The sequence below is a fragment of the Rhizobium atlanticum genome, from assembly GCF_030182485.1.
Classification (GTDB): domain Bacteria; phylum Pseudomonadota; class Alphaproteobacteria; order Rhizobiales; family Rhizobiaceae; genus Rhizobium.
In genome coordinates this window covers 158451-180056 of sequence record NZ_JAQJCJ010000008.1, presented here as the reverse complement: position 1 = coordinate 180056, position 21606 = coordinate 158451, and the positions used below count along the sequence as shown (strand labels likewise).

At 60.7% G+C, this 21606-nt stretch carries 23 protein-coding genes; 1 reads left to right on the top strand and 22 read right to left on the bottom strand.

Translation table 11 applies throughout. The features are described from left to right. Positions 1 to 117 precede the first annotated feature (117 nt). The 10 genes from rem to PH551_RS14060 all read right to left on the bottom strand — a co-directional run bounded on the left by rem (position 118) and on the right by PH551_RS14060 (position 10992). Positions 118 to 789, bottom strand: coding sequence for a transcriptional activator Rem (gene rem, locus PH551_RS14105; RefSeq protein ID WP_064709879.1), 672 nt, complete (start codon positions 787 to 789; stop codon positions 118 to 120). 280 nt (positions 790 to 1069) lie between these two features. Then, positions 1070 to 1654 (bottom strand): lytic transglycosylase domain-containing protein, encoded by a 585-nt coding sequence (locus tag PH551_RS14100; RefSeq protein WP_285193459.1) that lies wholly within the window; start codon positions 1652 to 1654, stop codon positions 1070 to 1072. Continuing rightward, the gene (gene fliK / locus PH551_RS14095; RefSeq protein WP_285193458.1) at positions 1575 to 3017 is read right to left on the bottom strand and encodes a flagellar hook-length control protein FliK; all 1443 of its coding nucleotides are present in this window, start codon (positions 3015 to 3017) and stop codon (positions 1575 to 1577) included. Before fliK ends, PH551_RS14100 begins: the two co-directional genes overlap by 80 nt. Then, positions 3014 to 4309, bottom strand: coding sequence for a chemotaxis protein MotC (gene motC / locus PH551_RS14090; protein ID WP_285193457.1), 1296 nt, complete (start codon positions 4307 to 4309; stop codon positions 3014 to 3016). Before motC ends, fliK begins: the two co-directional genes overlap by 4 nt. A gap of 10 nt (positions 4310 to 4319) precedes the next feature. Next, the gene (locus tag PH551_RS14085; protein ID WP_285193456.1) at positions 4320 to 5648 is read right to left on the bottom strand and encodes a MotB family protein; all 1329 of its coding nucleotides are present in this window, start codon (positions 5646 to 5648) and stop codon (positions 4320 to 4322) included. After that, on the bottom strand, positions 5645 to 6274 hold the full coding sequence (locus tag PH551_RS14080; RefSeq protein WP_085776966.1) for a hypothetical protein: 630 nt from the start codon (positions 6272 to 6274) through the stop codon (positions 5645 to 5647). Before PH551_RS14080 ends, PH551_RS14085 begins: the two co-directional genes overlap by 4 nt. A gap of 202 nt (positions 6275 to 6476) precedes the next feature. Further along, entirely contained in the window at positions 6477 to 7439 is a 963-nt protein-coding gene (locus PH551_RS14075; RefSeq protein WP_285193455.1) for a flagellin N-terminal helical domain-containing protein, read from the bottom strand. Between the two features lie 299 nt (positions 7440 to 7738). Then, positions 7739 to 8650, bottom strand: coding sequence for a flagellin N-terminal helical domain-containing protein (locus PH551_RS14070; RefSeq protein WP_085776964.1), 912 nt, complete (start codon positions 8648 to 8650; stop codon positions 7739 to 7741). A 245-nt stretch (positions 8651 to 8895) separates the two neighbouring features. Further along, positions 8896 to 9804 (bottom strand): flagellin N-terminal helical domain-containing protein, encoded by a 909-nt coding sequence (locus tag PH551_RS14065; protein ID WP_085776963.1) that lies wholly within the window; start codon positions 9802 to 9804, stop codon positions 8896 to 8898. Positions 9805 to 10086: 282 nt separating this feature from the next. Further along, positions 10087 to 10992, bottom strand: coding sequence for a flagellin N-terminal helical domain-containing protein (locus PH551_RS14060; RefSeq protein WP_085776962.1), 906 nt, complete (start codon positions 10990 to 10992; stop codon positions 10087 to 10089). A gap of 430 nt (positions 10993 to 11422) precedes the next feature. Between PH551_RS14060 and PH551_RS14055 the strand changes: the two genes are divergently transcribed. Continuing rightward, positions 11423 to 13339: an O-linked N-acetylglucosamine transferase, SPINDLY family protein gene (locus PH551_RS14055; protein ID WP_285193453.1), complete on the top strand. Its 1917-nt coding sequence runs from the start codon at positions 11423 to 11425 to the stop codon at positions 13337 to 13339. 78 nt (positions 13340 to 13417) lie between these two features. Here the strand turns inward: PH551_RS14055 and fliP are convergent, their stop codons facing one another. The 12 genes from fliP to fliI form a co-directional block, all read right to left on the bottom strand. Further along, positions 13418 to 14155 carry a flagellar type III secretion system pore protein FliP gene (gene fliP, locus PH551_RS14050; RefSeq protein ID WP_085776960.1) on the bottom strand — a complete coding sequence of 246 codons (738 nt, stop codon included), beginning with the start codon at positions 14153 to 14155 and terminating at the stop codon, positions 13418 to 13420. Then, a complete protein-coding gene (locus tag PH551_RS14045) occupies positions 14152 to 14655 on the bottom strand; it encodes a flagellar basal body-associated FliL family protein (protein WP_285193452.1) in 504 nt (167 codons plus the stop codon). The genes fliP and PH551_RS14045 overlap by 4 nt, the downstream gene beginning before the upstream one ends. A 12-nt stretch (positions 14656 to 14667) precedes the next feature. After that, positions 14668 to 15384, bottom strand: a complete 717-nt coding sequence (gene flgH / locus PH551_RS14040; RefSeq protein ID WP_085776958.1) for a flagellar basal body L-ring protein FlgH — start codon at positions 15382 to 15384, stop codon at positions 14668 to 14670. After that, on the bottom strand, positions 15381 to 15920 hold the full coding sequence (locus tag PH551_RS14035; RefSeq protein ID WP_085776957.1) for a MotE family protein: 540 nt from the start codon (positions 15918 to 15920) through the stop codon (positions 15381 to 15383). Before PH551_RS14035 ends, flgH begins: the two co-directional genes overlap by 4 nt. Then, a complete protein-coding gene (locus PH551_RS14030) occupies positions 15917 to 17038 on the bottom strand; it encodes a flagellar basal body P-ring protein FlgI (protein WP_085776956.1) in 1122 nt (373 codons plus the stop codon). Before PH551_RS14030 ends, PH551_RS14035 begins: the two co-directional genes overlap by 4 nt. Beyond that, a complete protein-coding gene (flgA, locus tag PH551_RS14025) occupies positions 17035 to 17517 on the bottom strand; it encodes a flagellar basal body P-ring formation chaperone FlgA (RefSeq protein ID WP_085776955.1) in 483 nt (160 codons plus the stop codon). The genes PH551_RS14030 and flgA overlap by 4 nt, the downstream gene beginning before the upstream one ends. Positions 17518 to 17533: 16 nt before the next feature. Further along, entirely contained in the window at positions 17534 to 18322 is a 789-nt protein-coding gene (flgG, locus tag PH551_RS14020) for a flagellar basal-body rod protein FlgG (RefSeq protein ID WP_011424026.1), read from the bottom strand. Positions 18323 to 18341: 19 nt separating this feature from the next. Continuing rightward, positions 18342 to 18683 carry a flagellar hook-basal body complex protein FliE gene (fliE, locus tag PH551_RS14015; RefSeq protein ID WP_097600328.1) on the bottom strand — a complete coding sequence of 114 codons (342 nt, stop codon included), beginning with the start codon at positions 18681 to 18683 and terminating at the stop codon, positions 18342 to 18344. Between the two features lie 3 nt (positions 18684 to 18686). Beyond that, complete coding sequence (gene flgC, locus PH551_RS14010; protein ID WP_064693821.1) at positions 18687 to 19103, bottom strand: flagellar basal body rod protein FlgC; 417 nt, start codon at positions 19101 to 19103, stop codon at positions 18687 to 18689. Positions 19104 to 19108: 5 nt separating this feature from the next. After that, positions 19109 to 19501 (bottom strand): flagellar basal body rod protein FlgB, encoded by a 393-nt coding sequence (gene flgB / locus PH551_RS14005; RefSeq protein ID WP_085776953.1) that lies wholly within the window; start codon positions 19499 to 19501, stop codon positions 19109 to 19111. A gap of 159 nt (positions 19502 to 19660) precedes the next feature. Then, on the bottom strand, positions 19661 to 20203 hold the full coding sequence (locus PH551_RS14000) for a flagellar protein (protein ID WP_097600327.1): 543 nt from the start codon (positions 20201 to 20203) through the stop codon (positions 19661 to 19663). Positions 20204 to 20205: 2 nt separating this feature from the next. Beyond that, complete coding sequence (gene fliI / locus PH551_RS13995; protein WP_285193451.1) at positions 20206 to 21603, bottom strand: flagellar protein export ATPase FliI; 1398 nt, start codon at positions 21601 to 21603, stop codon at positions 20206 to 20208. Positions 21604 to 21606 lie beyond the last annotated feature (3 nt).

The window sequence follows — 21606 nt, the reverse complement described above, 5'->3', positions numbered from 1 at the left end:
TCGTTTTACCTGTTAAACTCGAGAGTATTTGTCGGGCCTTGCGTGAAGCTGTCTGTCATGGCGAGCAGCAAGGCCAATATCGAGGTTCAGCCGGGCGCCGCCACCCGGCCGGAAAAATCAGGCCCAATCGATGCAGTAGCCGAGGAAGCGCTTGGAATCGACCGGATCGACGCCGAGCTTCTTGCGCAGCTTCTTGCGCAGCTTCGAGATGTGGCTTTCGACGACGTTCTCCTCGACCTCTTCATCGAAGATGCCGTAGATGGCGTTGAAGATCTGGGTCTTGGTGACCCGGCGACCGCGGTTGGCGATCAAATATTCGAGGATGCGGCGCTCGCGCCGGGGAAGCGCAAAGACCTCGCCGTTGATTTCGGGGTCACGGCCATCCGAGAAGACGCGGATGCCACCGATATCGGTGTAGTTGGCGATCGCCTTCAGCCGGCGCCGGATCGCGGCCGCTCTGGCAAGAATTTCGCGCGGATGGACCGGTTTGCGCACCACGTCGTCGACGCCGCAATCGAAAAGCGCAAGGGTGTTTTCAAGCGAGGGCTGGTCGCTGACCGCGATCACCGGCGCCATCGAACGGTCCCGGATCGCCCGGGGCAATTCGAAGCTGCGCTGGCCCTGACCGATCAGGAAGGCCTCGACCGCCGCAATATCCGAATCGGCGGCGGTCTGCACCCACTCGCCGAATTCCGATGGATCAAAGCCGGTGGAGGGAATGCCCTCCCGGCCAAACAGGGATGTGTATCCGTCTTTTACGAGCTCACGCTCATCAACCACTACGATCATTCGTCCGCCTCCGAATCAGTGTGGCACTTCGATGATCTATGGGTACGAATCGCGCGAATCGGCGACAACTCGATAAAGTGAATGGCGGAAATTAATAATTGATTAAGATCCGCGTGGCGATTTGATCTACATCTAGTGGCTACGCCCAGATATCCACACAAAAGTTTCGTGGAAAAGTTAACGCTCGGCTAATTGTGACTTGCGTACCGGTTTAGCGCCGGATTCCTGCCACATTGCGACACAGTTCTGTCACAATTTGGCAATTCTCTCTCTGGTTGAATTAATTCTGGCAGAAGTTACTCGCATTGGGAGTCCACTTGCCATAGCCGGTCGCCACCAAATTGGCGATAACGCGGCAGACATACTGCTTCTGCGCGGGATTGTTATTCGGCCCCGCGTGGTATCTTGCTACCGCCATCGTCCAGGTCTCATGACGGTCGTGCAGATTGCGGAGAAACCTCGCCGCATATTCCACATTGCGATGCGGATCGAACATATCTTCGGCGGAGGGGAAATTCTCGCCGTGATAATAGTGATTGATCTGCATGCATCCGATGTCGATGAGCTTCGCCCCGCTTCTGCGGGCCACATCGAACTGCCTCATCGCATCCTGTTCCGAGGGCGGAAAAATCGCCTTGCCTTCGACGTTCATGGCATAGGGATAGAGGGAGCCCCTGCGGCCGGTCTCCGTCAGGCCGACCGAATAGAGGATGCCTTCCGGGATACCGTATTTGACCGCAGCCGACTGGATTTCGCGTTCGCAGGCACCGGTGGAAGCGGCTGCCTCAGAGGTAAACGCCGCCAGCGCCGCTGCTGCGAGCACCGCCAGCAGCGACGTCTTCGATACCGGTCTCGCCTGCGCCATTGAAGCCTCCATTCGTCCGCTGCGCCATCTGATTGTGGCGCTCGCGCGCCTCGCCGCCCTGCCCTTGCTGAGGCAGCGACTGCTGCTGGGAGGCCTGCCCCTGGCTGCCGGCCTGGTTGCCGGCGTCGGATCGCTCGACGGGGGCCATGCTGATGGTGACGTTGTCGACCGCATAGCCCTGGCTGCGCAGCGCTTCGAGAATCTTGCCGTGATCTTCCTTCAGCTGCCGGTAGGCGGCGCCGGTTTCGACCTTAAGGTCGACGTTCAGGGCGTCGCCGGCCAGGCGCATGGTTGCCGTCACCAGGCCAAGATCGATCGGGTTCATCTGGATCTTCAGCGTATTGACCACCTTGCCGGTGCTCGTCCATTCCGCCGCGTTGGAGAGCGCCGAACTCGGCTGCATGGCGCGCGCCCATTCGGAATCACCGGAGAGAGCGGCGGCGACCGCAGCGGAATTGGTATTCTGCGCCAGGCCGATATAGCGGCGCGATTCGAGGACCGAGACATTCTCGAGATCGGTCTTCTTCGCACCGTCCTTGGACCCGGCCTGTTCCGCGCCGAGGTGAACGTCCATCGAAACGCCGCGGCCGTCGGCGCGACTGATCCGGAACGTCCGGCCGTCGGCGGCTTCGGTATTCTCGGCGCCGGGAACCTTGATATCATCAGACTTGACGCTTTCGACATTGCCGCTGACAACCGCCAGGGCGTCGGATGCGTGCCCGCTCGTTTTGGCGTCGATACCAGCGGTCGTCTTCTCGGCAGATCCGGCCTCGTCGGTCTTGGTGAAGGCTTGATGGGCGGCTGCGGCGGCCGGTGAAGCGACCGTGCCATCGGCGGGCTCCTGCTTCAGCAGGCCGAGCACATCGGAGATGCCGCCGTCCTCGGCCCCACCGTCCGTATCCGCATCTGTTTTCGAGATGTCCGTCTTGACGCGCTTGACGCCCTTGGCCTCCTGCGTGGCCTCGTCGGCGGACTGATCCTTGGGATCGGGCTTGCCGACGCCGGCCGGCAATTTGAGCCCATCCTTCGCCATCTTTGCGGCCACCTTTTCGGCATTGGCGACCGTTTCTGGCTGCACTTCGGCCTGTGCCTTCAGTGCGGCGTCGCTGAGATCGATCAGCGGTCTGGCGCCGCTGCGGCTGCGGATCGTCCGCGCCACCTTCCCTGGATCGCCATTGGCGACACTCTGATCCGGCTGTGCATCGTCCGGCGCGCCGTCGACGGCGCTGCCGCCTGTCTCAGCAAGCACATCGGAGAAGCCGCCCTGCTGACCGGCGGCATCCCCCTTTGCAGCCTTTGCAGATTTCGCGGCCGCAGCCGCCTCCGCACCAGAGGCTCCGCCCGAGACGCTCAAGTCCATCATTGTTCGTTGCCTTCCTGCGCCAGAAGACCATCGATCTCGTCGAGCTTGGATCGGCTGGTCGTCACAAATGCGTTGAATGAGGAGTCGGTATCCTGGCTCTGGCCAGTCGATGCCACACCTCCTGGAACAGGCTCGGGAGGCGCGCCTGGCGTCCCCGGTTGCGTGGCTATCGCCGCAGCCTTTTCAGAAGTGATTTCTTGATGAGAAGTGTTAGGATTGGATGCTTGCGTCAAGCTTGCCGGATCCGGCGCACGCAGGATCTGCTCGGCAACGGAGCGCGCCGCCGCCTGCAGCGCCTGATCCCGCGGCGAAAGCCTTTCGCCGTCGATGCCGCTGACATTCTTTGCCGCCTGGTCGATCTCCTCCGTGGGAAGGCCGGCCATGCCGCCATAAAAATCTGCGAGCGGGCCGAAGGCATTATCGGTGCCCGCGCCAAGCAACTGCACATGTTCGACCGCCATGCGCGCCAGCTCGGGCTTGCCCGCTATCGCCGCAGCGCGGGCGATGCGCAGATAGACCTCGCGCTGGCGCGGGGCATCCATGAATGAGAGGATATCGACGACATCCTGCGGTTTCACATCGTGATCATGGGCGACGACGAGCTTGACGAAAAGATCGGCGAACTGACTGGCATAGGGCGAATGCAGGAAGCGCCTGGCATAACGCTGCGAATAGGCGAACCCCTTGTCGAGCATTCGCTTGTCGACGCAGATGGCGAGGGAACGGCGCAAGGCTGCCTCCTCGACGATTGTGCCCGGCGCGGCAAGGCGTGCCTGGTCGTAGAGATCAAGCGCATCTGTCGGTTTCGTGGCGATCAGCACGTTGCCGCCGATCAGCGCCAGGTATGGACCGATCTTCTTGTCGCGATATTCCCTGGCGGTTTCCTCCAGCGTCTTGGCGACGAGCAGCCCCTTGCCGGTCAGATATTTGCGCAGCACATCGGTGACGCGGTTATCGAAATAGCCGTCGACGTCATGGGCGATCAGATATTCGAGCGTCTGGGGATTGCCGCCGCTCATTGTATAGATCAGCGCCGCATCGACATTGCGGTCATCATCGAAAATCTTTGTATTGGCCGTTCGCAGCCGCTCGTCGATGGTGCCCAGCATGAAGCGCTGCATTTCGCCGGCCGAATGATCGCCGGCGACGACGGAATCCTGCACGAACTGCAGCGACCGCAGCATCTTGTACGGCGCAAGATCGTCCGGATCCTGCGCTTTGCCTGCGGCAGGCGAAAGCATCGCCAGGCCGAGGGCCATAAATCCGACATAGCGATGCTGCCGACGCGCCATCCGACTATCCCTATTCCGCCTGCACCAGGATCTCGATCCGGCGGTTGACCGCATTGAACGGGTCGGCGGGGAGCTTCAGCCGACGGTCGGCGAAACCGGAGACCTGGGAGACGCGCGTCTCGTCCAGTCCGCCGCGCACGAGCATGTAATAGGCGCTCTGGGCGCGATCCATCGAAAGCCGCCAGTTCTCGTTCTGCCCACCCTTGTATTGGCGCCCGTCGGTGTGGCCGCGGATGGCGACTGCGCCACCCCTCTCCTTCAGGATCGTCCCGATCTTTTCCATGGCGAGCACCATCTCCTGGCGCGGAACAGCCGAACCGATATTGAACATCGAATCATCGTTCTGGTCGGAGATGCTGACCAGCAGGCCGCCTTCGGCCGCCGTCACTGTCAGGCCTTCCGCGAGCTTGCCGGCAACACCGCCGATCTGTTGGGAGATCTGCGCTTGAAGCTGTTCAGCTTCCTTCTTCTGCTGCTCGGGCTCAGCCGCGCTCTGGTCAACTTCCTTCTGATGCTCGGCGTCCTTCCGAGCTTCCGCCTTCTTCTCCTCGACCGCTTTGCCCTCCGTCACCTTGCCGTCCTTGGCCTCTGCGGCGCCCTTCATTTCCTTGGCTTCCTTAGCAGGGGCTTCCTTAGCGGGCTTCTGATCGGTCGCCAAAGGCACCGGCTTCATATCCTCGGCCTTGGCGATCTCCGTCGTCTCGCTCTCGGTCGGCTGCTCCTCGCTCTTGCCGGGCGGCAAGGGTTTTCCGGCCGTTGTCACCTCGACCTGCTTCGTCCAGAAATCCGGATCGAAGGGATCGCGATAGGCTTGCCCGCCATCGGCGCCGGTGGCAGGGCCGGAATCGGCCGCGCCGCCATCGCCCTTGGCGCTGACATTGGCCTGCTGGCCGACCTCCTGGGCGATCTCGGCGAGAACCGAATAGGGATTCTCGAAGAAATCGGCCTCGGAATAATTGGTCTGGTCGCCTGAGGTCGATGTCTGGTCGTCACCATCGGCGGCGGACTTACCCTCGGTCGGATTATCTTCCTTCTGTTTCGACTTTTCCTTCTTCTCCTCGCCCTCGGCATGGTCGACAGGCTTCTTCAGGCCTTTCTCGGTCGGCTTTTCGTCGGCAAGCTTGATCGGATTGAAATAGGTCGCAACCGCGGCCTTGGTCTCCTCGTTGGCGGCGTTCACCAGCCACATGACAAGGAAGAATGCCATCATCGCCGTCATGAAGTCGGCATAGGCAATTTTCCACGCACCGCCATGGGCACCATCGTGATCACCGCCGCCATGCCGCTTGACGATAATGATCTCGTTTCTGCCGTGGTGATGGTTTTCGCCGTCGCTCATTCGAGAACTTTCTTCAAGCTGGCCGCCCAGGCGGACATACGGGTAACGATGACGGACTCACCGATTTCGACGGCTAGATCGACATCTTCGGCCTCGATGTGCCGAACCGCCGTGGCATGTTCGCCGAGCTCGGCTTTCAATATGTCGAAAAGGCCGGTCGGCCCTCTGACAACGACCGGTCCGGCTGCACCTTCGAGAATTGCTTCACGCAGCAGAGCGGCGAGACTTTCGGCAGCCTTGGCCGCAAGCGCTTCCGTCACGACGGGCGCAATGGCGATCGCCGCGCCGGCGCTGACGAGCTGAGCGACTTCTTCAGCGATATCGCGGACGCGGGATGCAATGACCGCGGCCGCCTCCACTTCGTAGCGAATCTTCAGTTCCTCGAGCGCGCGCGTATGGGCCTCGGCCAGAGCGCGCGCCTCGCTTTCGTATTTCTCGGTCAAATCAGCGGTCGCCGCCGCATGGCCTTGCGCATAGGCCTCGCGCCGCTCCGCCTCGATGTCGACCGGAGGTTCGCTCGGCGTCTCCGGAAAACCATCTCCGGCCAAATCGTCGATATCGATGATCGGCGCTGACGGCTTCGGTTCGCCGAAGTCCTTCAAATACCGAGAAAGCGAAATGCTCATAGAAACCATCCAGCATCCGGAAGACGTGCGGCTTGCCCGCCCCCGTTCAAAATGACCTTGCGCGCGACATGTCCTTCGCAGCGAACAAGGGCTTGACCTTGCGCCGGCATGATTTTCGGACGATGCCTTCATGCCGGAAACTAGGAAGTCAAACTTGCGCGAGGATGAATGGCGCCGCCGCCATTGGTGATCGCGCCCAGCTCTACTCCAGCAGAATGAGGATCTTGCTTGCCGCCGTGTTGAGGATCGAGATCGCTTCGACAGCCATCTGCTTCTGAGTTTCGATCGCCTTCTGGCGGATCGAGGCCTCATCCATATCGGTATCGACCAGCGCGCCGACGCTCTTGTCGATCGAATCCGACAGATCGGCCGCGTAGTCGATCTGGTCGTCAATACGCGTCTTCATCACACCGATTGAGGCGGCCGTCGTCGTCAGCGAGGAGAACAGGGAGTCGGTCACATCGAGCATGTCGACGAGCTGGGCGTCAGTGGTGTTCTTGTCGATCGCGATCTCGCTGCCCGTCGCCGGCGTGGTCGACCCGGCGTCCAGCAGGTAATAGTTCCGCGGTCCCGTGCCGCTGTTGTTGATCGCCTGGGCATCAATCGCCTTGGTGAACAGGCCGCCGCTCGCATTGTTCTTGTCGATGAGGATGGTCTGCGACGAAGGGAAGTCGATGGTCTGGGCCTGGTATTCGCCCGTCGAGGCGCGCACGAAACCTGAAATGACCGACCATGTCGGCGGCGCTGCCTTGTCACTGTTCAGCAACCAGTTCTCGCCTGCAAACGACGTCGACCCGACAACGGTCTTCAGCTGCTCCTTATATTCGCTGATCTCGGCATTGATCTTGTCCTTATCGGTGCCGGGCTCTCTTGCCGCAACCAGCTTGGCGCGGATCTGGCTGACGAGATCGATCGCCGAATTCATTGCCGTGTAGGTCGCATCCACCTTGGCAGCCCCGAGACCGAGCGCATCGCCGATCGTGCCGAGATTGGTGCTGTCCGAGCGCATGACAGTGGCGACCGACCAGTAGGAGGCATCGTCTGCGGCCGTCTCGATCCGATAGCCCGAAGACACTTGCTGCTGGGTCTGACTGGCTTCTTTGTTGATGCTGCGCAGCACCGCAAGTGCATTCACCGCGGCCGCGCTGGTAATCTTAACGGTCATCGACAGGGTCTCGGAATAAGATGAAAGGGCAGGCCGGATTGCCGGCGGCGACTGAAGTGGCCTCATGCCTCCGGCGAAATTTCACCGGCGCGTCGCAAAAGCAAATCAACTCAAGGCGAAGTTAACTCGATATCAACTTGTTGGGCAAGAGCGGCGCCAAGAGCGCGACAAGCGGATTATCTCGTACGTTAAGCTATTGATATAAAACAAAGAACCGCGCCGTTTCGGGCGCGGTCCGGAAGGTTTCCTGCTTGCGGCCGATCGGCGGCGCAAGATTCGATCCAGCTTCAGCGGCTGATTTAGCTGCGGAACAGCGTGAGGATGTTCTGCGCGCTGGAGTTGGCGATCGACAGCGACTGGATCGCCAGCTGCTGCTGGGTTTGCAACGCCGTCAGCTTGCTCGATTCCTCTTCCATGTCGGCATCGACGAGGCGGCCGACGCCCGAGTCGATCGAATCGCTGAGCGCTCCGACGAAGTTCTCCTGCAATTCGATACGGGTCGAAATTGAACCGAGCTGCGATGCAGCCTTGGTCATCGCTTCGAGGCCGGCCTCAATGGAGGTCAGGGCCATGGAGATCTCAGCCGAACCGAAGGTGCTGATGTCCATAGAGTAGATCGAACCGATCGTGCCGTAGGATGTGCCGATGATGCCGGAGGTCGTCTCGATCGTACCGGTCGAGGTCATGCCGAAGAGAACGTTGCCCGTGGAGCTCGTGTCCAGGACGTAGTCGGTCGTCTTGACCGAGACATTGCCGTTACCGTCGCGGACAAAGGTCGACACGACGCTCTTGGTGCCATCGGCGCCGGCGACCCAGTTTTCACCGGAGAAGGAAGCCGACTGTGCGATGCTCAGCAGCTGCTGCTGCAACTGACCGATTTCCTCCTGGACCTTGGTCTTGTCGACGCCCTTTTCGGTTGCGGCGACGATCTTCGCCTTGATCTCGCTGATGACGTCGATGGCGCTGTCCATGGCGGAGTAGGCGGTGTCGACCTTGGCGGCGCCGAGGCCAAGAGCGTCGGACACGGCCGAAAGCGCCTTGTTGTCCGAACGCATGGTCGTTGCGATCGACCAGTAAGCGGCGTTGTCGGCAGCCTTTTCGACGCGGTAACCCGACGAGACGTGGTTCTGCGTGTCTTCGAGGCTGTCGTTGATTCCGCGGAGTGTCTGAAGTGCGGCCATTGCCGCGACGTTCGTCAAAATGCTGGTCATGAAATGATTGCCCCTTGTTGGCATCTGGGAAAAAGGGACATTCCGGAATGTTACCGGGAACGGGGATCAGCCTCATGCCTGTTAACCGGTTTTTAATGTCGGTTAACCCGCCGTCTCGTTGAGCTGAGAAGACAACATTATGGTTAATCAATCGTTAACGAAAATAAGAAAGCCGCGCTTCATCGAAGCGCGGCTCGAGCAGAGGTGCCCGCCGGAGACCGGCGGGCCATATTTTCTGGCGTTTATTAGCCGCGGAAGAGCGACAGGATGGTCTGCGAAGAGGAGTTCGCAATCGACAGGGACTGGACGGCGAGCTGCTGCTGGGTCTGCAGGGCGCTGAGTTTGGAGGACTCTTCTTCCATGTCGGCGTCGACGAGACGGCCGATACCGGAGTCGATCGAGTCGCTGAGAGCCGATACGAAGTTCTCCTGAAGCTCGATGCGCTTAGAGATCGAGCCGAGAGCAGCACCGGCGCTGGTCATGGACTTCAGAGCCGACTCAACGTTGGTCAGAGCCGTTTGGATCTGGCCCAGGGTGAAGTTGGTGATGTCCATCGCGTAGACGGAACCGGTTGCGCCGTTCGAAGTACCGAGGATACCCGTGGAGGTTTCAACCGCGCCGGCGCTCATGCCGAACAGGACGTTGCCCGTGGAGCTGTTGTCGAGAACATAGTCGGTCATCACGACCGAAACGGCGTTGGAGCCGTCGCGGACGAAGGAGGCAACGACGTTCTTGGTGCCGTTAGCGCCGGCAACCCAGTTTTCACCGGAGAAGGAAGCCGACTGAGCGACGCTCAGGAGCTGCTGCTGCAGCTGGCTGATTTCTTCCTGGACCTTGGCTTTGTCGACGCCGTTTTCAGTCGCGGCAACCAGCTTGGCCTTGATGTCGCCGACGACGTCGATGGCGCTGTCCATTGCGGAGTAAGCCGTGTCGACCTTGGCAGCGCCGAGGCCGAGAGCGTCGGAAACAGCCGACAGTGCCTTGTTGTCCGAACGCATGGTCGTTGCGATCGACCAGTAGGCAGCGTTGTCGGCAGCCTTGCCGACACGATAGCCGGACGAAACATGAGCCTGGGTGGTCTGGAGACCCTGGTTGACCCCGCGCAGAGTCTGAAGGGCTGCCATTGCAGCGTTATTGGTGTTGATGCTCGTCATAGTAAGTTTGCCCCTTATTGGCAGATCTTAAAAAAGGGACATTCCGGATTTTCGTCCGGCCCACAGCGATCAGCATCATGCCTGTTAACCATTCTCGTTAGGGTTAACTCGCCGTTTCGATGGGCCTAGAAAACAGCAAGATGGTTAAGGAAAGCTAAATTAAAAATGGAAATTTCGTAAAAATATCTGATACTTAGACGGACGCTCATTAACCTTATGTTAAAACATTTCGCGGCCGGGGCTGACCCGGCCGCGAAACTTGAAAGCCTTGTGCCGACCGCTTTAGCGGAAGAGCGACAGGATGTTCTGCGAAGAGGAGTTCGCGATCGACAGCGACTGGATCGCCAGCTGCTGCTGGGTCTGCAGGGCGCTGAGTTTCGACGATTCTTCTTCCATGTCGGCGTCGACGAGACGGCCGATACCGGAGTCGATCGAGTCGCTGAGAGCCGACACGAAGTCTTCCTGGCTGTCGATGCGGCTGGAGAGCGAGCCGAGAGCGGCACCGGCGCTGGTCATCGACTTCAGAGCCGATTCGACGTTGGTCAGAGCCGTCTGGATCTGACCGGCGGTGAAGTTGGTGATGTTCATCGAGTAGATAGAACCGGTCGCGCCCGTCGACGTACCGAGGATACCCGTGGAGGTTTCGACCGTGCCGTTGCTCATGCCGAACAGAACGTTGCCGGCGGAACCGCTGTTGAGAACGTAATCGGTCGTGGTGATCGATACTGCGTTCGAGCCGTCGCGGACGAAGGAGGAAACGACGCTCTTGGTGCCGGCAGCGCCAGCAACCCAGTTCTCGCCGTTGAAGGAAGCCGACTGGGCGATGCTCAGGAGCTGCTGCTGCAACTGACCGATTTCTTCCTGCACCTTGGCCTTGTCGACGCCGTTTTCAGTCGCGGCAACCAGCTTGGCCTTGATTTCGCCGACGACGTCGATGGCGCTGTCCATGGCGGTGTAAGCGGTATCGACCTTCGCAGCACCCACGCCGAGGGCGTCGGAAACGGCCGACAGTGCCTTGTTGTCCGAACGCATGGTCGTTGCGATCGACCAGTAAGCAGCGTTGTCGGAAGCCTTTTCGACGCGATAACCGGATGAAACGTGGTTCTGCGTCTTGTTGAGGCCCTGGTTGACATTGCGCAGCGTCTGGAGAGCGGCCTGTGCGGAAGAATTCGTGTTAATGCTTGTCATAAATCTGTCCCCTGGAAACTAGATACAAAAAGGAGGACATACCGGACTGTATTACCGGCGATGACGGACCAGCTTCATGCTACTCGGCGCCTGCTTGTTTGGCCCAAACCCGTCATGTCCAGGGCAATCTCGCAGCCAATGCTTGCCAACTTCTTAAAAATGGAGGCTCCGCTCCGGCGCCTTACATTCCATAGTTAATACCGGCTGAATCTATCCCTTCGCATGCTAACGTATCGTGACAGAAGCCGTTTTCTCTCGGGCGAGACAGTGTCTTCATGAGGCGCACCTGTTTCAAGCAAGCTTCGAATGGCAACGTGGCAGGTGCCGGGATAGCATCATCGGATCAATCCACCCGTTGCCTGGGAGGACGGATCGTGCGCGCCCGGCGATCGACAGCCATGCCAGAAAATTTCCTTCACGGAGTTGGGTTTTGAACAGCAAAGTTTCGTTCTCTGCGGCATCCAAAGATTACCAGGCGGGCCGCTACACAAAGTCCTTGGCGACGCTCAACCAGCTCATCGATACTCAGCAGGACGCCAAGACCTATGCGCTGCTGGCCAAGAACCTCGTGCAGCTCGGCTTCAAGGCCGATGCCGCGAAGGCCTATGGCCTGGCCGGCAATTGCGAAGGACCGAACGCCTACGAATATCAGAAGCAGGCTGCCAAGCTGCACTACGAAACCGGCCACGAGGACGAAGCGCTGCTGATCGCCATGCGCAACCTCAGCAGGGCGCAGGAAGATCCCGAACTCGCCTTCATCATCACCGCGATCTATCTGAAGCGCCAGCAGCGAGATATCATCCGCCCGTTCAAGACGGTTCTGTCGGAAAGCATGAACCCCGATCACATGCGCCTGGCGGCCCTGCTGCTCAGCGACGATCTCAACGACGCGACCAACCAGACGCTTGCGCGCAACCTCTTCAAGCGCTTTCCAGGCAATCACGCCTTCCGCTTTCTTCACCTTGTATTCGCTCGTGAATTCAACGATTTCGAAGAGGCGGCCAAGCATCAGGCAGTGATCGACGAGGCCTTGGCAAAGGGTGATCTGGAGATCCTGCGCAAGGACAATCCATTCTATCATCTGCACTGGTGCGGCAACGAAGATTTCAACCGATATGCAACGATCGGCACGACCCCGCTTAACCAGGAACGGGTCGCGTTCCGCCGCAATCAGCCGCACACATGGTCAAACAAGATCCGCATCGGCTATATGTCATCGGACTTCTGGGATCGCCACGCGACGATGAAGCTGCTGCAGCGCATTCTCGAACTGCACGACAAGGACAGGTTCGAGGTGACGCTCTTCTGCCATACAGGCCCCGAATACCTGAAGCATAACGACACCGACCGCAGCCGCTGGGGCAGGATCGTCGACATTCACGGTTTCTCCGACCAGGCGGTGCTGGAAATCGTACGCGAGCACAATATCGACATCATGGTCGATCTGAAGGGTCATACGTCGGGCAGCCGCGCGTCAGCCTTCAACCTGCCGCTGGCACCTGTTCATGTCGGATGGCTCGGTTTTCCCGGCAGCACCGTCAACATCGACCTGGACTACGTCATCGGCGACCATTCGGTGCTGCCCGACGTGGCCAAGCCATTCTTCCACGAGAAATTCTGCCGGCTTCCGGAGAGCTACCAGCCGAACGATCCGATGCATCGCCCGAAGCCGCGTCCGGTCACCCGCGAGCAACTCGGCCTGCCGGAAGAGGCCTTCATCTTCGCCTCCTTCAACGGCAACCGCAAGATCACGCCCGATGTGGTCAACAGCTGGTGCCGCATCCTCAAGCGCGCGCCGAACAGCGTGCTCTGGCTGATGGCCAATTCGCCGCGCAACCAGGCGAACCTGCTTAAGCAGTTCCAGGCCGCCGGCATTGCGCCCAAGCGCATCATCTTCTGCCCGCGCGCGCCCTACGAAGATCACATCAGCCGCCAGCAGGCAGCTGACCTTGGGATCGACACCTTCCCTGTCAACGGTCACACGACCACCTCGGAGCAGCTCTGGGGCGGCCTGCCGGTTTTGACGGTCAAGGGCACCAACTTCGCCTCGCGCGTCAGCGAAAGCCTGCTCAGGGCGATCGATCTACCCGATCTCGTCGCAAGCGACCTGCAGGCATACGAGGATCTCGCCGTCGAGCTGGCGCAGAATCCCGAGCGGATCGCCGAATACAAGGCACATCTGAAGGAGCAGCGTTATATCGCGCCGCTGTTCGACGCCGAACGTTTCTGCCATCACCTAGAGAAGGCCTACGAAATCATGGCCGAACGGGCGAAACAGCGCCTGGCGCCCGAGCACATGGATATTCCAGCGTTGCCCTCGCGGACGGCCCCTTTCGCGGCCGAGTAACGGTTCGACTGCATGATGAACCCCGCCGGAGCGGATCCGGCGGGGTTTTCTTTTTTCGAATATAGAGAGCTCAGCCGATCAGCTGAACGAGCGCACCAGGCTGCCGACGAGCAGGTTCCAGCCGTCGATCAGCACGAAAAAGAGAATCTTGAAAGGCAGCGAGATCGACGTCGGCGGCAGCATCATCATGCCCATCGCCATGGTGATGGTTGCAACGATGAGGTCGATGACGAGGAACGGCAGCACGACAAGAAAGCCGATCTCGAAACCGCGACGAATCTCCGAAATCATGAAGGCAGGGATCAGCACGCGGTAGTCGATCGGATCGGTCGTCTGGATGTTCTGTCCGCGCTCGCGCGCAAGATCGACGAAGAGCGCCAGATCCTTGTCCCGGGTATTGGCCGCCATGAAGGTGCGGAAGGGTTCGGCGATACGCTGGACCGCCTCGGTCTCATTGATCTGGTTGGCAAGCAGCGGCTGCACGCCATTCTGCCAAGCCTGATCGAAAGTCGGCGACATGACGTAGAAGGTCATGAAGAGCGACAGCGACAGCAGGATCATGTTGGAAGGCGTCGAGGAGATGCCCATCCCTGAGCGCAGGATCGAGAAGGCGATGACGAAGCGCGGGAAGCTCGTCACCATGATCAGGATGCCCGGCGCGACCGAAAGAACGGTCAGCAGGCCGAATGTGCGGATGATCCAGGCGGCGACGGAGCCATCGACCGGCACGTTCAACAAGTCGGTCGGCAGCTGCTGTGCCACCGCCAGTTCCGGTACCACCATCATGGCGGCAAGGAAAACTATGAAACGAATCATTCGATGACAAAGGTCCTGAACATGACCTTCGATACCCGCCCTTGCGAGCGAAGGTCAACACGTTCCTGGATGTCATCCTTGAGATATTGAAAGCCGCGCGGCCCCTCGATCTGCTGCAGGGAAACCGTCCTGACATAGGCGAGGATATCCTGGTGAATGTCCTCGGCGACCTTGACGTCGGGCGGCCCGTTGAATAGCAGCGCGACTTCGAGTCGGACCCAGTTTTCCGAAGGGTAGGCAAGGTTCGATGTAATCGGCTCGAGCTGGACGACGTTGTTGGCCTCGGTCGAGATGCGCGCGAGGCCTTCCTCGGCCTTCTTCTTGGCATCGGCTTCCTTGGCCTGCTCTACCTCCTTGGCGCCCTTGATCTCGGGCGCGACGATCGTGCCGACCGCCCAGCCGCCGCCGGCGCCGAGAAGCGTCAGGACGGCAATGCCGACGATCGTCAGCAGGCCGGATTTCTTCTTCGATTGACCTGCGCTTATGTCTTCGTCTGCCATCGTCGTTCGGCCTCAAAGCGGCGAGAAAAGATCGACGGCCTGCTGGCCGCGCGGAGGCTGCTGCACTTCCATCAGGCGACCCCGGCCGCCATAGGAGATGCGGGCTTCGGCGATCTTGTCGTAAGAGATCTGGTTGTCGGCGTTGACGTCCTGCGGACGCACGATACCGGCGACGTTCAGGATGCGCAGCTCCTGGTTCAGACGGACTTCCTGCGAACCCGAGATGACGAGGTTACCGTTTTCGAGAATGCCGGTGACGACGGCCGCAACGAGAAGCGTGAGCTTGTCGGTGCGCTCGATCTTGCCCTTGCCGTCGGTGCTGGTGTCGGAACCATAGGTCAGATCGGTCTTGGATTCAGGCGTCCAGCCGAAGATCTGGGCATTGATGTCCCAGTTCATGCCGCTCGAATTCGTGCGGCTGCGGTTGGTCTCGTTGTCGAAGGAGGCCTTGTCGTTGATCTGGATGTCGACGGTCAGAATGTCGCCGACGTTCAAAGCGCGTGCATCCTTAAAGAGCGCGGCCTGCGAATCGCTCCAGAGCGAATAGCCCTGCGCCACGGCGCGCGGCTGCTTCGGATAGAGCGCCATCTGCGGGGTCTGGCCATAGGCAAGTCCGCTGCCGATCGGGCTCATGGCGGGCGCACGGCCGATCTCGCTGACTGCCGTCGGAGACTGGCAGCCCGCAAGGAGTGCGAGGGCGGCGATCGCGGCCGGGAAACGCATATTCATGAAGGATCCTTCGACGTATTGGGATCGGACGCACTGGCGATGACGCTGGCGATAGCCGCGGCCTTCTTCGAGTCCATCTCGTTGAGGATGAGGCTCGACTGGCGCGGGCCGAGCCGCATGATGACGGCCGACGCTACTTCGATGTTCATATCCTGCAGCTGCAGTGCCGCCGCATCCGGCTTCATCTTCTTGTAGATATCGGTGAGGCCGGCTTCGGCCTGCTTGAGGAAATCGTCGCGCCGCTTCAGCCAGTCCTGGTATTCGGCCTTGCGCTTGTCCATCTCTTCCATCCGGGCGTCGATGTCGGCGCGGAGCCTTTCCAGCTCCTGTTTCTGCAGCAGGTAGCGCTGGTCGCGGGCGGGATCGGCGATGTTGGTGCAGAATTGCTTGATCTCGTCCTGAGACGTGATGTCTCCCTCCGGATGCTCCTGTGCGAAGGCGCCGGGGATCGACAGAAGGACGAGGCCGGCCGCCGGCAGCGCCAGGCGGCGCAGCAGCTGCAGCACGGTCATGTCAGGATTCAGGATCGTCATCATTGCAGCACAAGCTCCGCCTGCAGGGCGCCCGCCGACTTGATGCCCTGGAGAATGGCGATGATCCCATCCGGTTTCACGCCGATATTGTTGAGGCCGGCGACAAGGGTCCTGAGGTCGGGACCGTCGATGATGGCAACGCGCCCACCGGTCTGCTCGGCCGCAATGTCGGTCTGCGGCTGAACGGCAGTCCGCCCGCGCGAGAAAGGCTCGGGCTGAATGATCTGCGGCGTCTCGGTGACCTGAACAGTCAGAGTGCCGTAGCTGACGGCGACCGGCGAGACGCGGACATCGGAGCCGATGACGATCGTGCCGGTGCGCTCGTTGATAACCACCTTGGCCGGCGTATCGGTTTCGACAATAAGGTTTTCGACGTCGGCCATCAGCCGGGTGAGATCGGCCGTGCGCGGTTTCTGGATCACCACTTCCTGCGAATCCTTGGCTTCGGCGACCGGGCCGCCGAAGCGCGCGGAGGCATAGCCATTGACGATGTCGGCAATGCGGATCGCCGTCGAGAAGTCGGGATTGCGCAGCTGTAGGACGAGATTGACTGAATCCTTGAAGTGGGACGGCAGTTCGCGTTCGATGATCGCGCCGCCGGGCACGCGGCCGGCGGTGGTGACGCCTTCGGTCACCGTCGCCGCCTGGCCCTGCGCCTGAAAGCCGGAGACGATAACGGAGCCCTGAGCGACAGCGTAGATCTGGCCGTCGGCACCGGAAAGCGAGGTCATGACGAGCGTGCCGCCGCGCAGCGAGGTGGCATCCCCGAGCGAGCTCACCGTAACATCGAGACGGCTGCCGGGGCTTGCGAAGGGCGGCAGGTTGGCGGTGACCATCACGGCCGCGGTGTTCTTCGCGTTGGACTGGCCGCCCTGTGTCGAGATGCCGAGATTCTGGAGCATTGCCCGCATCGACTGCTCGGTGAAGGGGGAGGAACGGAAGCCGTCGCCGGTTCCCTGCAGGCCGACGATGAGACCGTACCCGATCAGCTGGTTATCGCGGCCGGCCTGAAGCGAAGCGATATCTTTGATGCGGGACGTCAGCGCCCAGGCGGGCGCCACGTCGGCCAAACTCATGGCGACAACCGCAACAAAGGTGACGATACGGAAGAACAATTTCATTTCGCCCTCACATGGATCGTGCCGTCCGCAAGCACCGTGCCGCTGACGATGACGCCGGAATCCATATTACGCGCACGGACCACCTGCCCCGTCGCACCGTCTTCAAGCGGCGTGCCGGCGGCGGAGATCGTCATTGCGCCGAGAGAGAAGACCAGGCGGATCGAAGAGCCGCGCGTCACCGTATAGGGTTCGCGCAGCGCTGAAACCGAGATCGTACGGCCCGGCAGCAGCGTGCGTTTGGAAACCAGACCTTCGACCTGCGAAATCGATTTGGCATAATCGCCGGCGAGGTTGGGGTTGGTGACCTCAACCTCCTGAAGCTGGCTGCCCGACAACGTGTCGCCGGGATAGATGATCGTCGTCGGGACGACGGCATAACCCATGCCGGCATCCGCATTCACGGGCAAGATGATGCCCGCGATTGCGATCGTGGCTACCGCCACCCATCCTGAGATGCGTCCTGCCCGGCAAAACATCATGTTTCGGCCCTTCCCTTTACTTCAGGTTCTTGCTGACGATGGAGGCCATTTCATCAGCCGTGGTGATCACCTTGGAATTCATTTCGTAAGCACGCTGAGCCGATATCAGCTCGGTGATTTCCTTCACCGGGTCGACGTTCGAGGATTCCAGATAACCCTGCTTCATATAGGCAAAGCCTTCCTCGTCAGGGTTGCCGACGACCGCCTCGCCCGAGGCCGGCGTTTCCTGGAAGAGATTGTCGCCGATCGGCTGAAGGCCCGCTTCGTTGACGAAATCGGCAAGCGTCAGCTGTCCGAGAACGGTCGGATCGGTCTGGCCCGGCAGCTTGGCCGAGACCTCGCCGGAGCGGCTGATGGTCAGTTCGGTCGAACCCTGAGGGATGGTGATCCCAGGCAGGACTTCATAGCCGTCGATGGTGACGAGCTGGCCCTGGTCATTCTTGTTGAAAGCGCCGGCGCGAGTATAGAGCGTCGTGCCATCGGTCGACTGGATCTGAAAGAAGCCCTTGCCGATCAGCGCCACGTCGAGATCGTTGCCTGTCTGCGTGAGTTCGCCCTGGAGATGCAGGTTGCGGACCGCGGAGGTCTGGACGCCGAGGCCGATATTGGCGCCTTCGGGAACGACGGCCTGGTTGGCCCGGTTGGCGACGCCCTTGGCGCGTTCGGTCTGGTAGAGAAGGTCGGTGAACTCGGCGCGAGCCCGCTTGAAGCCCGTCGTGTTGATGTTCGCAATGTTGTTCGCGATGACTTCCAGATTGGTCTGCTGGGCATCCATGCCCGTTGCTGCGATGGCGAGCGCTCTCATGTGTTCGTCCTCAAATCAGTTACATCTGCATCTTGGTGACTTCGAGAAAGGCCGAAACGACCTTGTCGCGGATGGCAATCGCGGTCTGCAGCGTCTGCTCGGCCTGGAGCATGGAATCGACGACTTCACGGGTCGTCGCCGTGCCCTTGATGCCGGCGAAGGACATGCTTTCGGCACCCTTCAGGCTGTTGACGGCGTCGGTCGCCATGCCGCCCAGGACGGAGGCGAAGCTCAGGCCGTTGGCCGCACCTGCGGTGCCCGGCATGGCTGTTGCGGAGGACGAGGCGGAATTTTCGGAGTCGACGGCGCCGAGCGCGCGGGTCATCGAAAGATTGCTGACATTCTGGACGCTGCTGATCATTGATTATTGGCTCTTCAGAAGATCGATCGTGGACGAGATGAGGTCGCGGGTCTGCTTGATGGTCTGCAGATTGGCATCATAGGAGCGATTGGCTTCACGCATGTCGGCCATCTCGACCAGGATGTTGACGTTCGGCAATTTGACGACGCCCTTGGCGTCCGCCGCCGGATTGCTGGGGTCGAATTCGGTGCTGAAGTCGCCTTCGTCGACACCGACCTTCTTGACGTTGACGGTCTCGACGCCGCTGGTGCGGTCCATCTGCTGGCCGAAGGTGATCGTCTTGCGGCGATAGGGATCGGCGCCCGGCGTGTCACCGGTCGAGCGGGCGTTCGCAATGTTTTCCGAGACGATGCGCAGGCGCGTCGATTGCGCCTCGAGCCCCGAACCGGCGATTTTCATAGCTGCGGAAAGCGGATCCATGACACTTACTTCCTGACCGTCATCAACATCATGCGATTGAAGGAGCTGACCAGCGAGGTGTTCAGATCGTATTGGCGCTTGATGTCACCCGACTTGGAAAGCTCCTCGGCCAAACCGACGGTGTTGCCGGATTCCTGAATGCCGATCTCCTGGTCGAGGGCCGCTTCCTTGACGTCGATATCGCCGCTTGCGCTGAAATCGTTGCCGCTGAAGTGCGCCGGATTGGTGCGCGCCATGGTGATGTCAGACCTGTCCAGCACGGCATCGAAGGGCGTGACGTCTTTGGCGCGGAATTTCGGCGTATTGGCATTCGCGATGTTGCCGGCAACAACCTGCTGACGGATCGTCAGCCATTCCGCCTGTCGCGAAGCCAAGTCGAAAAGTTGGATCGGTTGCATGAGAACTCTCCGTTTTTACTATCTGGAACCTAGAGCGGTAATCTTGCGTGGGACTTACGGGAATCCGGCCATTGAGGCGCTTCGCCCAAGGCCGCCAGAGAAAAGGGCTCCTGCCGGTTTGCGGGGGAGCCCTCTTGTCTTCAGCCTTTGCGAAGAGGTTCAATCGTTCTTGTAGATATCGCCCTTGGAGGTGATGATCACCCATTTGCCCTCGCGCTGCTCGATCATCGCCAGGCGGCTTTCGTCGGGCAGGACCGAGCCGATGCGCACCACATACATGCCCGAGGGATCCTCGATCAGCGCTCGGCCGTTGGACACATGCAGAAGGCGGAAGGAAGACTTGCCCGGGAAAGGCTGGTCTTCCAGCATCGCGGCGCCGTCACGCTGCTTGCCGAGATCGGAGACCGTCGCCGTCGTCAGCGGATCGACCGGCGGAGCCTTCTTGGCTGCCTCGTTCTTGTTGACCATGGCCAGCGGTGAGACGCTGAAGACGTTGCGGGCGGGCCAATCCGGCAGTTCGCGCGAATTGCTGCTGGTGGCGACGTTGATGCCGAACTTGTCGGCATTGAAGAAGACGTACCAGGGGAAAAAGGCGGAGGCGCCGGCAAGCGCCAGGCCGGCGAAGGTGAGAAACCGATCCAGAGTGGCGGTCTTGTCGCGCGGCTTCAGGGAAGCGATGCGTTCATCATCGAAATCAGCCACTATTATCTCCTCTGCATGGGTGCGCCCTGATTGCCCATGCCGGCAGCAGCCTTGAGCGCGCCGGCGAGATCGGCAAAAGCGTCGACCGAGTCGCGATCGCCTGGAGACTGTTTCAGGACGTCGTAAATGATAGGGACCTGCTTGACCGCCATGTCGAGATCAGGATCGGCGCCTTGGCGATAACCGCCGATCAGCCGCAGGTCCCTCGTTTCCTCAAAGCGGTGGATCAACACCTTCAATCGCGACACCAGCTTTTCCTGATCCGGCGTCCAGGCCTTGCGGGCAAGACGCGAGATCGAGGCGAGCGGATCGATCGGAGGATAGCGCCCTTCCTCGGCAAGACTGCGCTGCAAGACGATATGGCCGTCGAGAATGCCGCGCGTCGAATCGGCGATCGGGTCGTTGTGATTGTCGCCATCGACGAGGATCGAGATGATGGCGGTGATCGTGCCGGCGCCCTCCGGGCCAGGACCAGCGCGTTCGAGCAGGCGCGGCAGCTCGGTGAAAACGGAGGCGGGATAACCGCGGGCGATCGGCGGTTCGCCGGAGGCGGTCGCCACCTCGCGGATCGCATGGGCGAAACGGGTGACGCTGTCGACGATGAAGAGCACGTTCTCGCCCTTGTCGCGGAAATGCTCGGCGATGGTGACCGCCGTCAGCGGCGCCATCTTGCGCAGCATCGGGCTTTCGTCGCTGGTCGCGACGACGGCAATCGCCTTCTTCATATTGCTGCCGAGCGTATCCTCGATGAATTCGCGCACCTCGCGGCCGCGTTCGCCGACGAGCGCGATGACCACCTTGTCGAAGGCGTCGGCGCGGGCAAGCATGGACAGAAGCGTCGACTTGCCGACGCCGGAGCCGGCAAAGATGCCGAGACGCTGGCCGAGGCAGAGCGGCGAAAAGATGTCGATCGCGCGCACGCCGGTCTTGAAGCCGGTCGCCACGCGCTGACGCGTCATCGAGGGTGGCGCGCCGTTGGAAATCGAGCGGCGATCGAGACCTTGGGCGATCGGACCAAGCCCGTCGATCGGCTCACACAGCGAATTGATCGTCCGCCCGCACCAGCTGTCGGATGGCGAAATTCGGAAGGCGCCCTTGCGAATGACCGTGTCATGGATGCCGATCGGCTCACCGGGTTCGATCGGGCAGACATAGATCAGCTCCGGCTCGACACGCACGACCTCGCCGAGATGGATGCCGGTCGCCGATTTATGCGCGACGAATTCACCGAGACGAACATGACGGGAGAGACCACGAACAGTATAGTGGCCGGCAGCGATGGTCTGGACGCGACCGCCATGAGCGACGGCGAATTCCGGCGATGCGTATCGATCGACGAGACCCGCCAGATGCGCGAGCTTCGGAGAAAGGCCGTCTTCGGACAGTAGCGTTGTGCTCATTGC

Excerpts from the sequence above, each read along its gene's own strand:
- rem (WP_064709879.1), bottom strand. The coding sequence starts at position 789 with ATGATCGTAGTGGTTGATGAGCGTGAGCTCGTAAAAGACGGATACACA.
- PH551_RS14060 (WP_085776962.1), bottom strand. The coding sequence starts at position 10,992 with ATGACAAGCATTAACACGAATTCTTCCGCACAGGCCGCTCTCCAGACG.
- PH551_RS14065 (WP_085776963.1), bottom strand. The coding sequence starts at position 9,804 with ATGACGAGCATCAACACCAATAACGCTGCAATGGCAGCCCTTCAGACT.
- PH551_RS14080 (WP_085776966.1), bottom strand. The coding sequence starts at position 6,274 with ATGAGCATTTCGCTTTCTCGGTATTTGAAGGACTTCGGCGAACCGAAG.
- PH551_RS14045 (WP_285193452.1), bottom strand. The coding sequence starts at position 14,655 with ATGGCAGACGAAGACATAAGCGCAGGTCAATCGAAGAAGAAATCCGGC.
- PH551_RS14030 (WP_085776956.1), bottom strand. The coding sequence starts at position 17,038 with ATGAAATTGTTCTTCCGTATCGTCACCTTTGTTGCGGTTGTCGCCATG.
- flgB (WP_085776953.1), bottom strand. The coding sequence starts at position 19,501 with ATGCAACCGATCCAACTTTTCGACTTGGCTTCGCGACAGGCGGAATGG.
- PH551_RS14035 (WP_085776957.1), bottom strand. The coding sequence starts at position 15,920 with ATGATGACGATCCTGAATCCTGACATGACCGTGCTGCAGCTGCTGCGC.
- flgH (WP_085776958.1), bottom strand. The coding sequence starts at position 15,384 with ATGAATATGCGTTTCCCGGCCGCGATCGCCGCCCTCGCACTCCTTGCG.
- motC (WP_285193457.1), bottom strand. The coding sequence starts at position 4,309 with ATGGCGCGTCGGCAGCATCGCTATGTCGGATTTATGGCCCTCGGCCTG.
- fliK (WP_285193458.1), bottom strand. The coding sequence starts at position 3,017 with ATGATGGACTTGAGCGTCTCGGGCGGAGCCTCTGGTGCGGAGGCGGCT.
- flgG (WP_011424026.1), bottom strand. The coding sequence starts at position 18,322 with ATGAGAGCGCTCGCCATCGCAGCAACGGGCATGGATGCCCAGCAGACC.
- PH551_RS14085 (WP_285193456.1), bottom strand. The coding sequence starts at position 5,648 with ATGAGCGACGGCGAAAACCATCACCACGGCAGAAACGAGATCATTATC.
- flgC (WP_064693821.1), bottom strand. The coding sequence starts at position 19,103 with ATGGATCCGCTTTCCGCAGCTATGAAAATCGCCGGTTCGGGGCTCGAG.
- flgA (WP_085776955.1), bottom strand. The coding sequence starts at position 17,517 with ATGATGTTTTGCCGGGCAGGACGCATCTCAGGATGGGTGGCGGTAGCC.
- fliP (WP_085776960.1), bottom strand. The coding sequence starts at position 14,155 with ATGATTCGTTTCATAGTTTTCCTTGCCGCCATGATGGTGGTACCGGAA.
- fliI (WP_285193451.1), bottom strand. The coding sequence starts at position 21,603 with ATGAGCACAACGCTACTGTCCGAAGACGGCCTTTCTCCGAAGCTCGCG.
- PH551_RS14070 (WP_085776964.1), bottom strand. The coding sequence starts at position 8,650 with ATGACCAGCATTTTGACGAACGTCGCGGCAATGGCCGCACTTCAGACA.
- PH551_RS14100 (WP_285193459.1), bottom strand. The coding sequence starts at position 1,654 with ATGGCGCAGGCGAGACCGGTATCGAAGACGTCGCTGCTGGCGGTGCTC.
- fliE (WP_097600328.1), bottom strand. The coding sequence starts at position 18,683 with ATGATCAGCAGCGTCCAGAATGTCAGCAATCTTTCGATGACCCGCGCG.
- PH551_RS14075 (WP_285193455.1), bottom strand. The coding sequence starts at position 7,439 with ATGACCGTTAAGATTACCAGCGCGGCCGCGGTGAATGCACTTGCGGTG.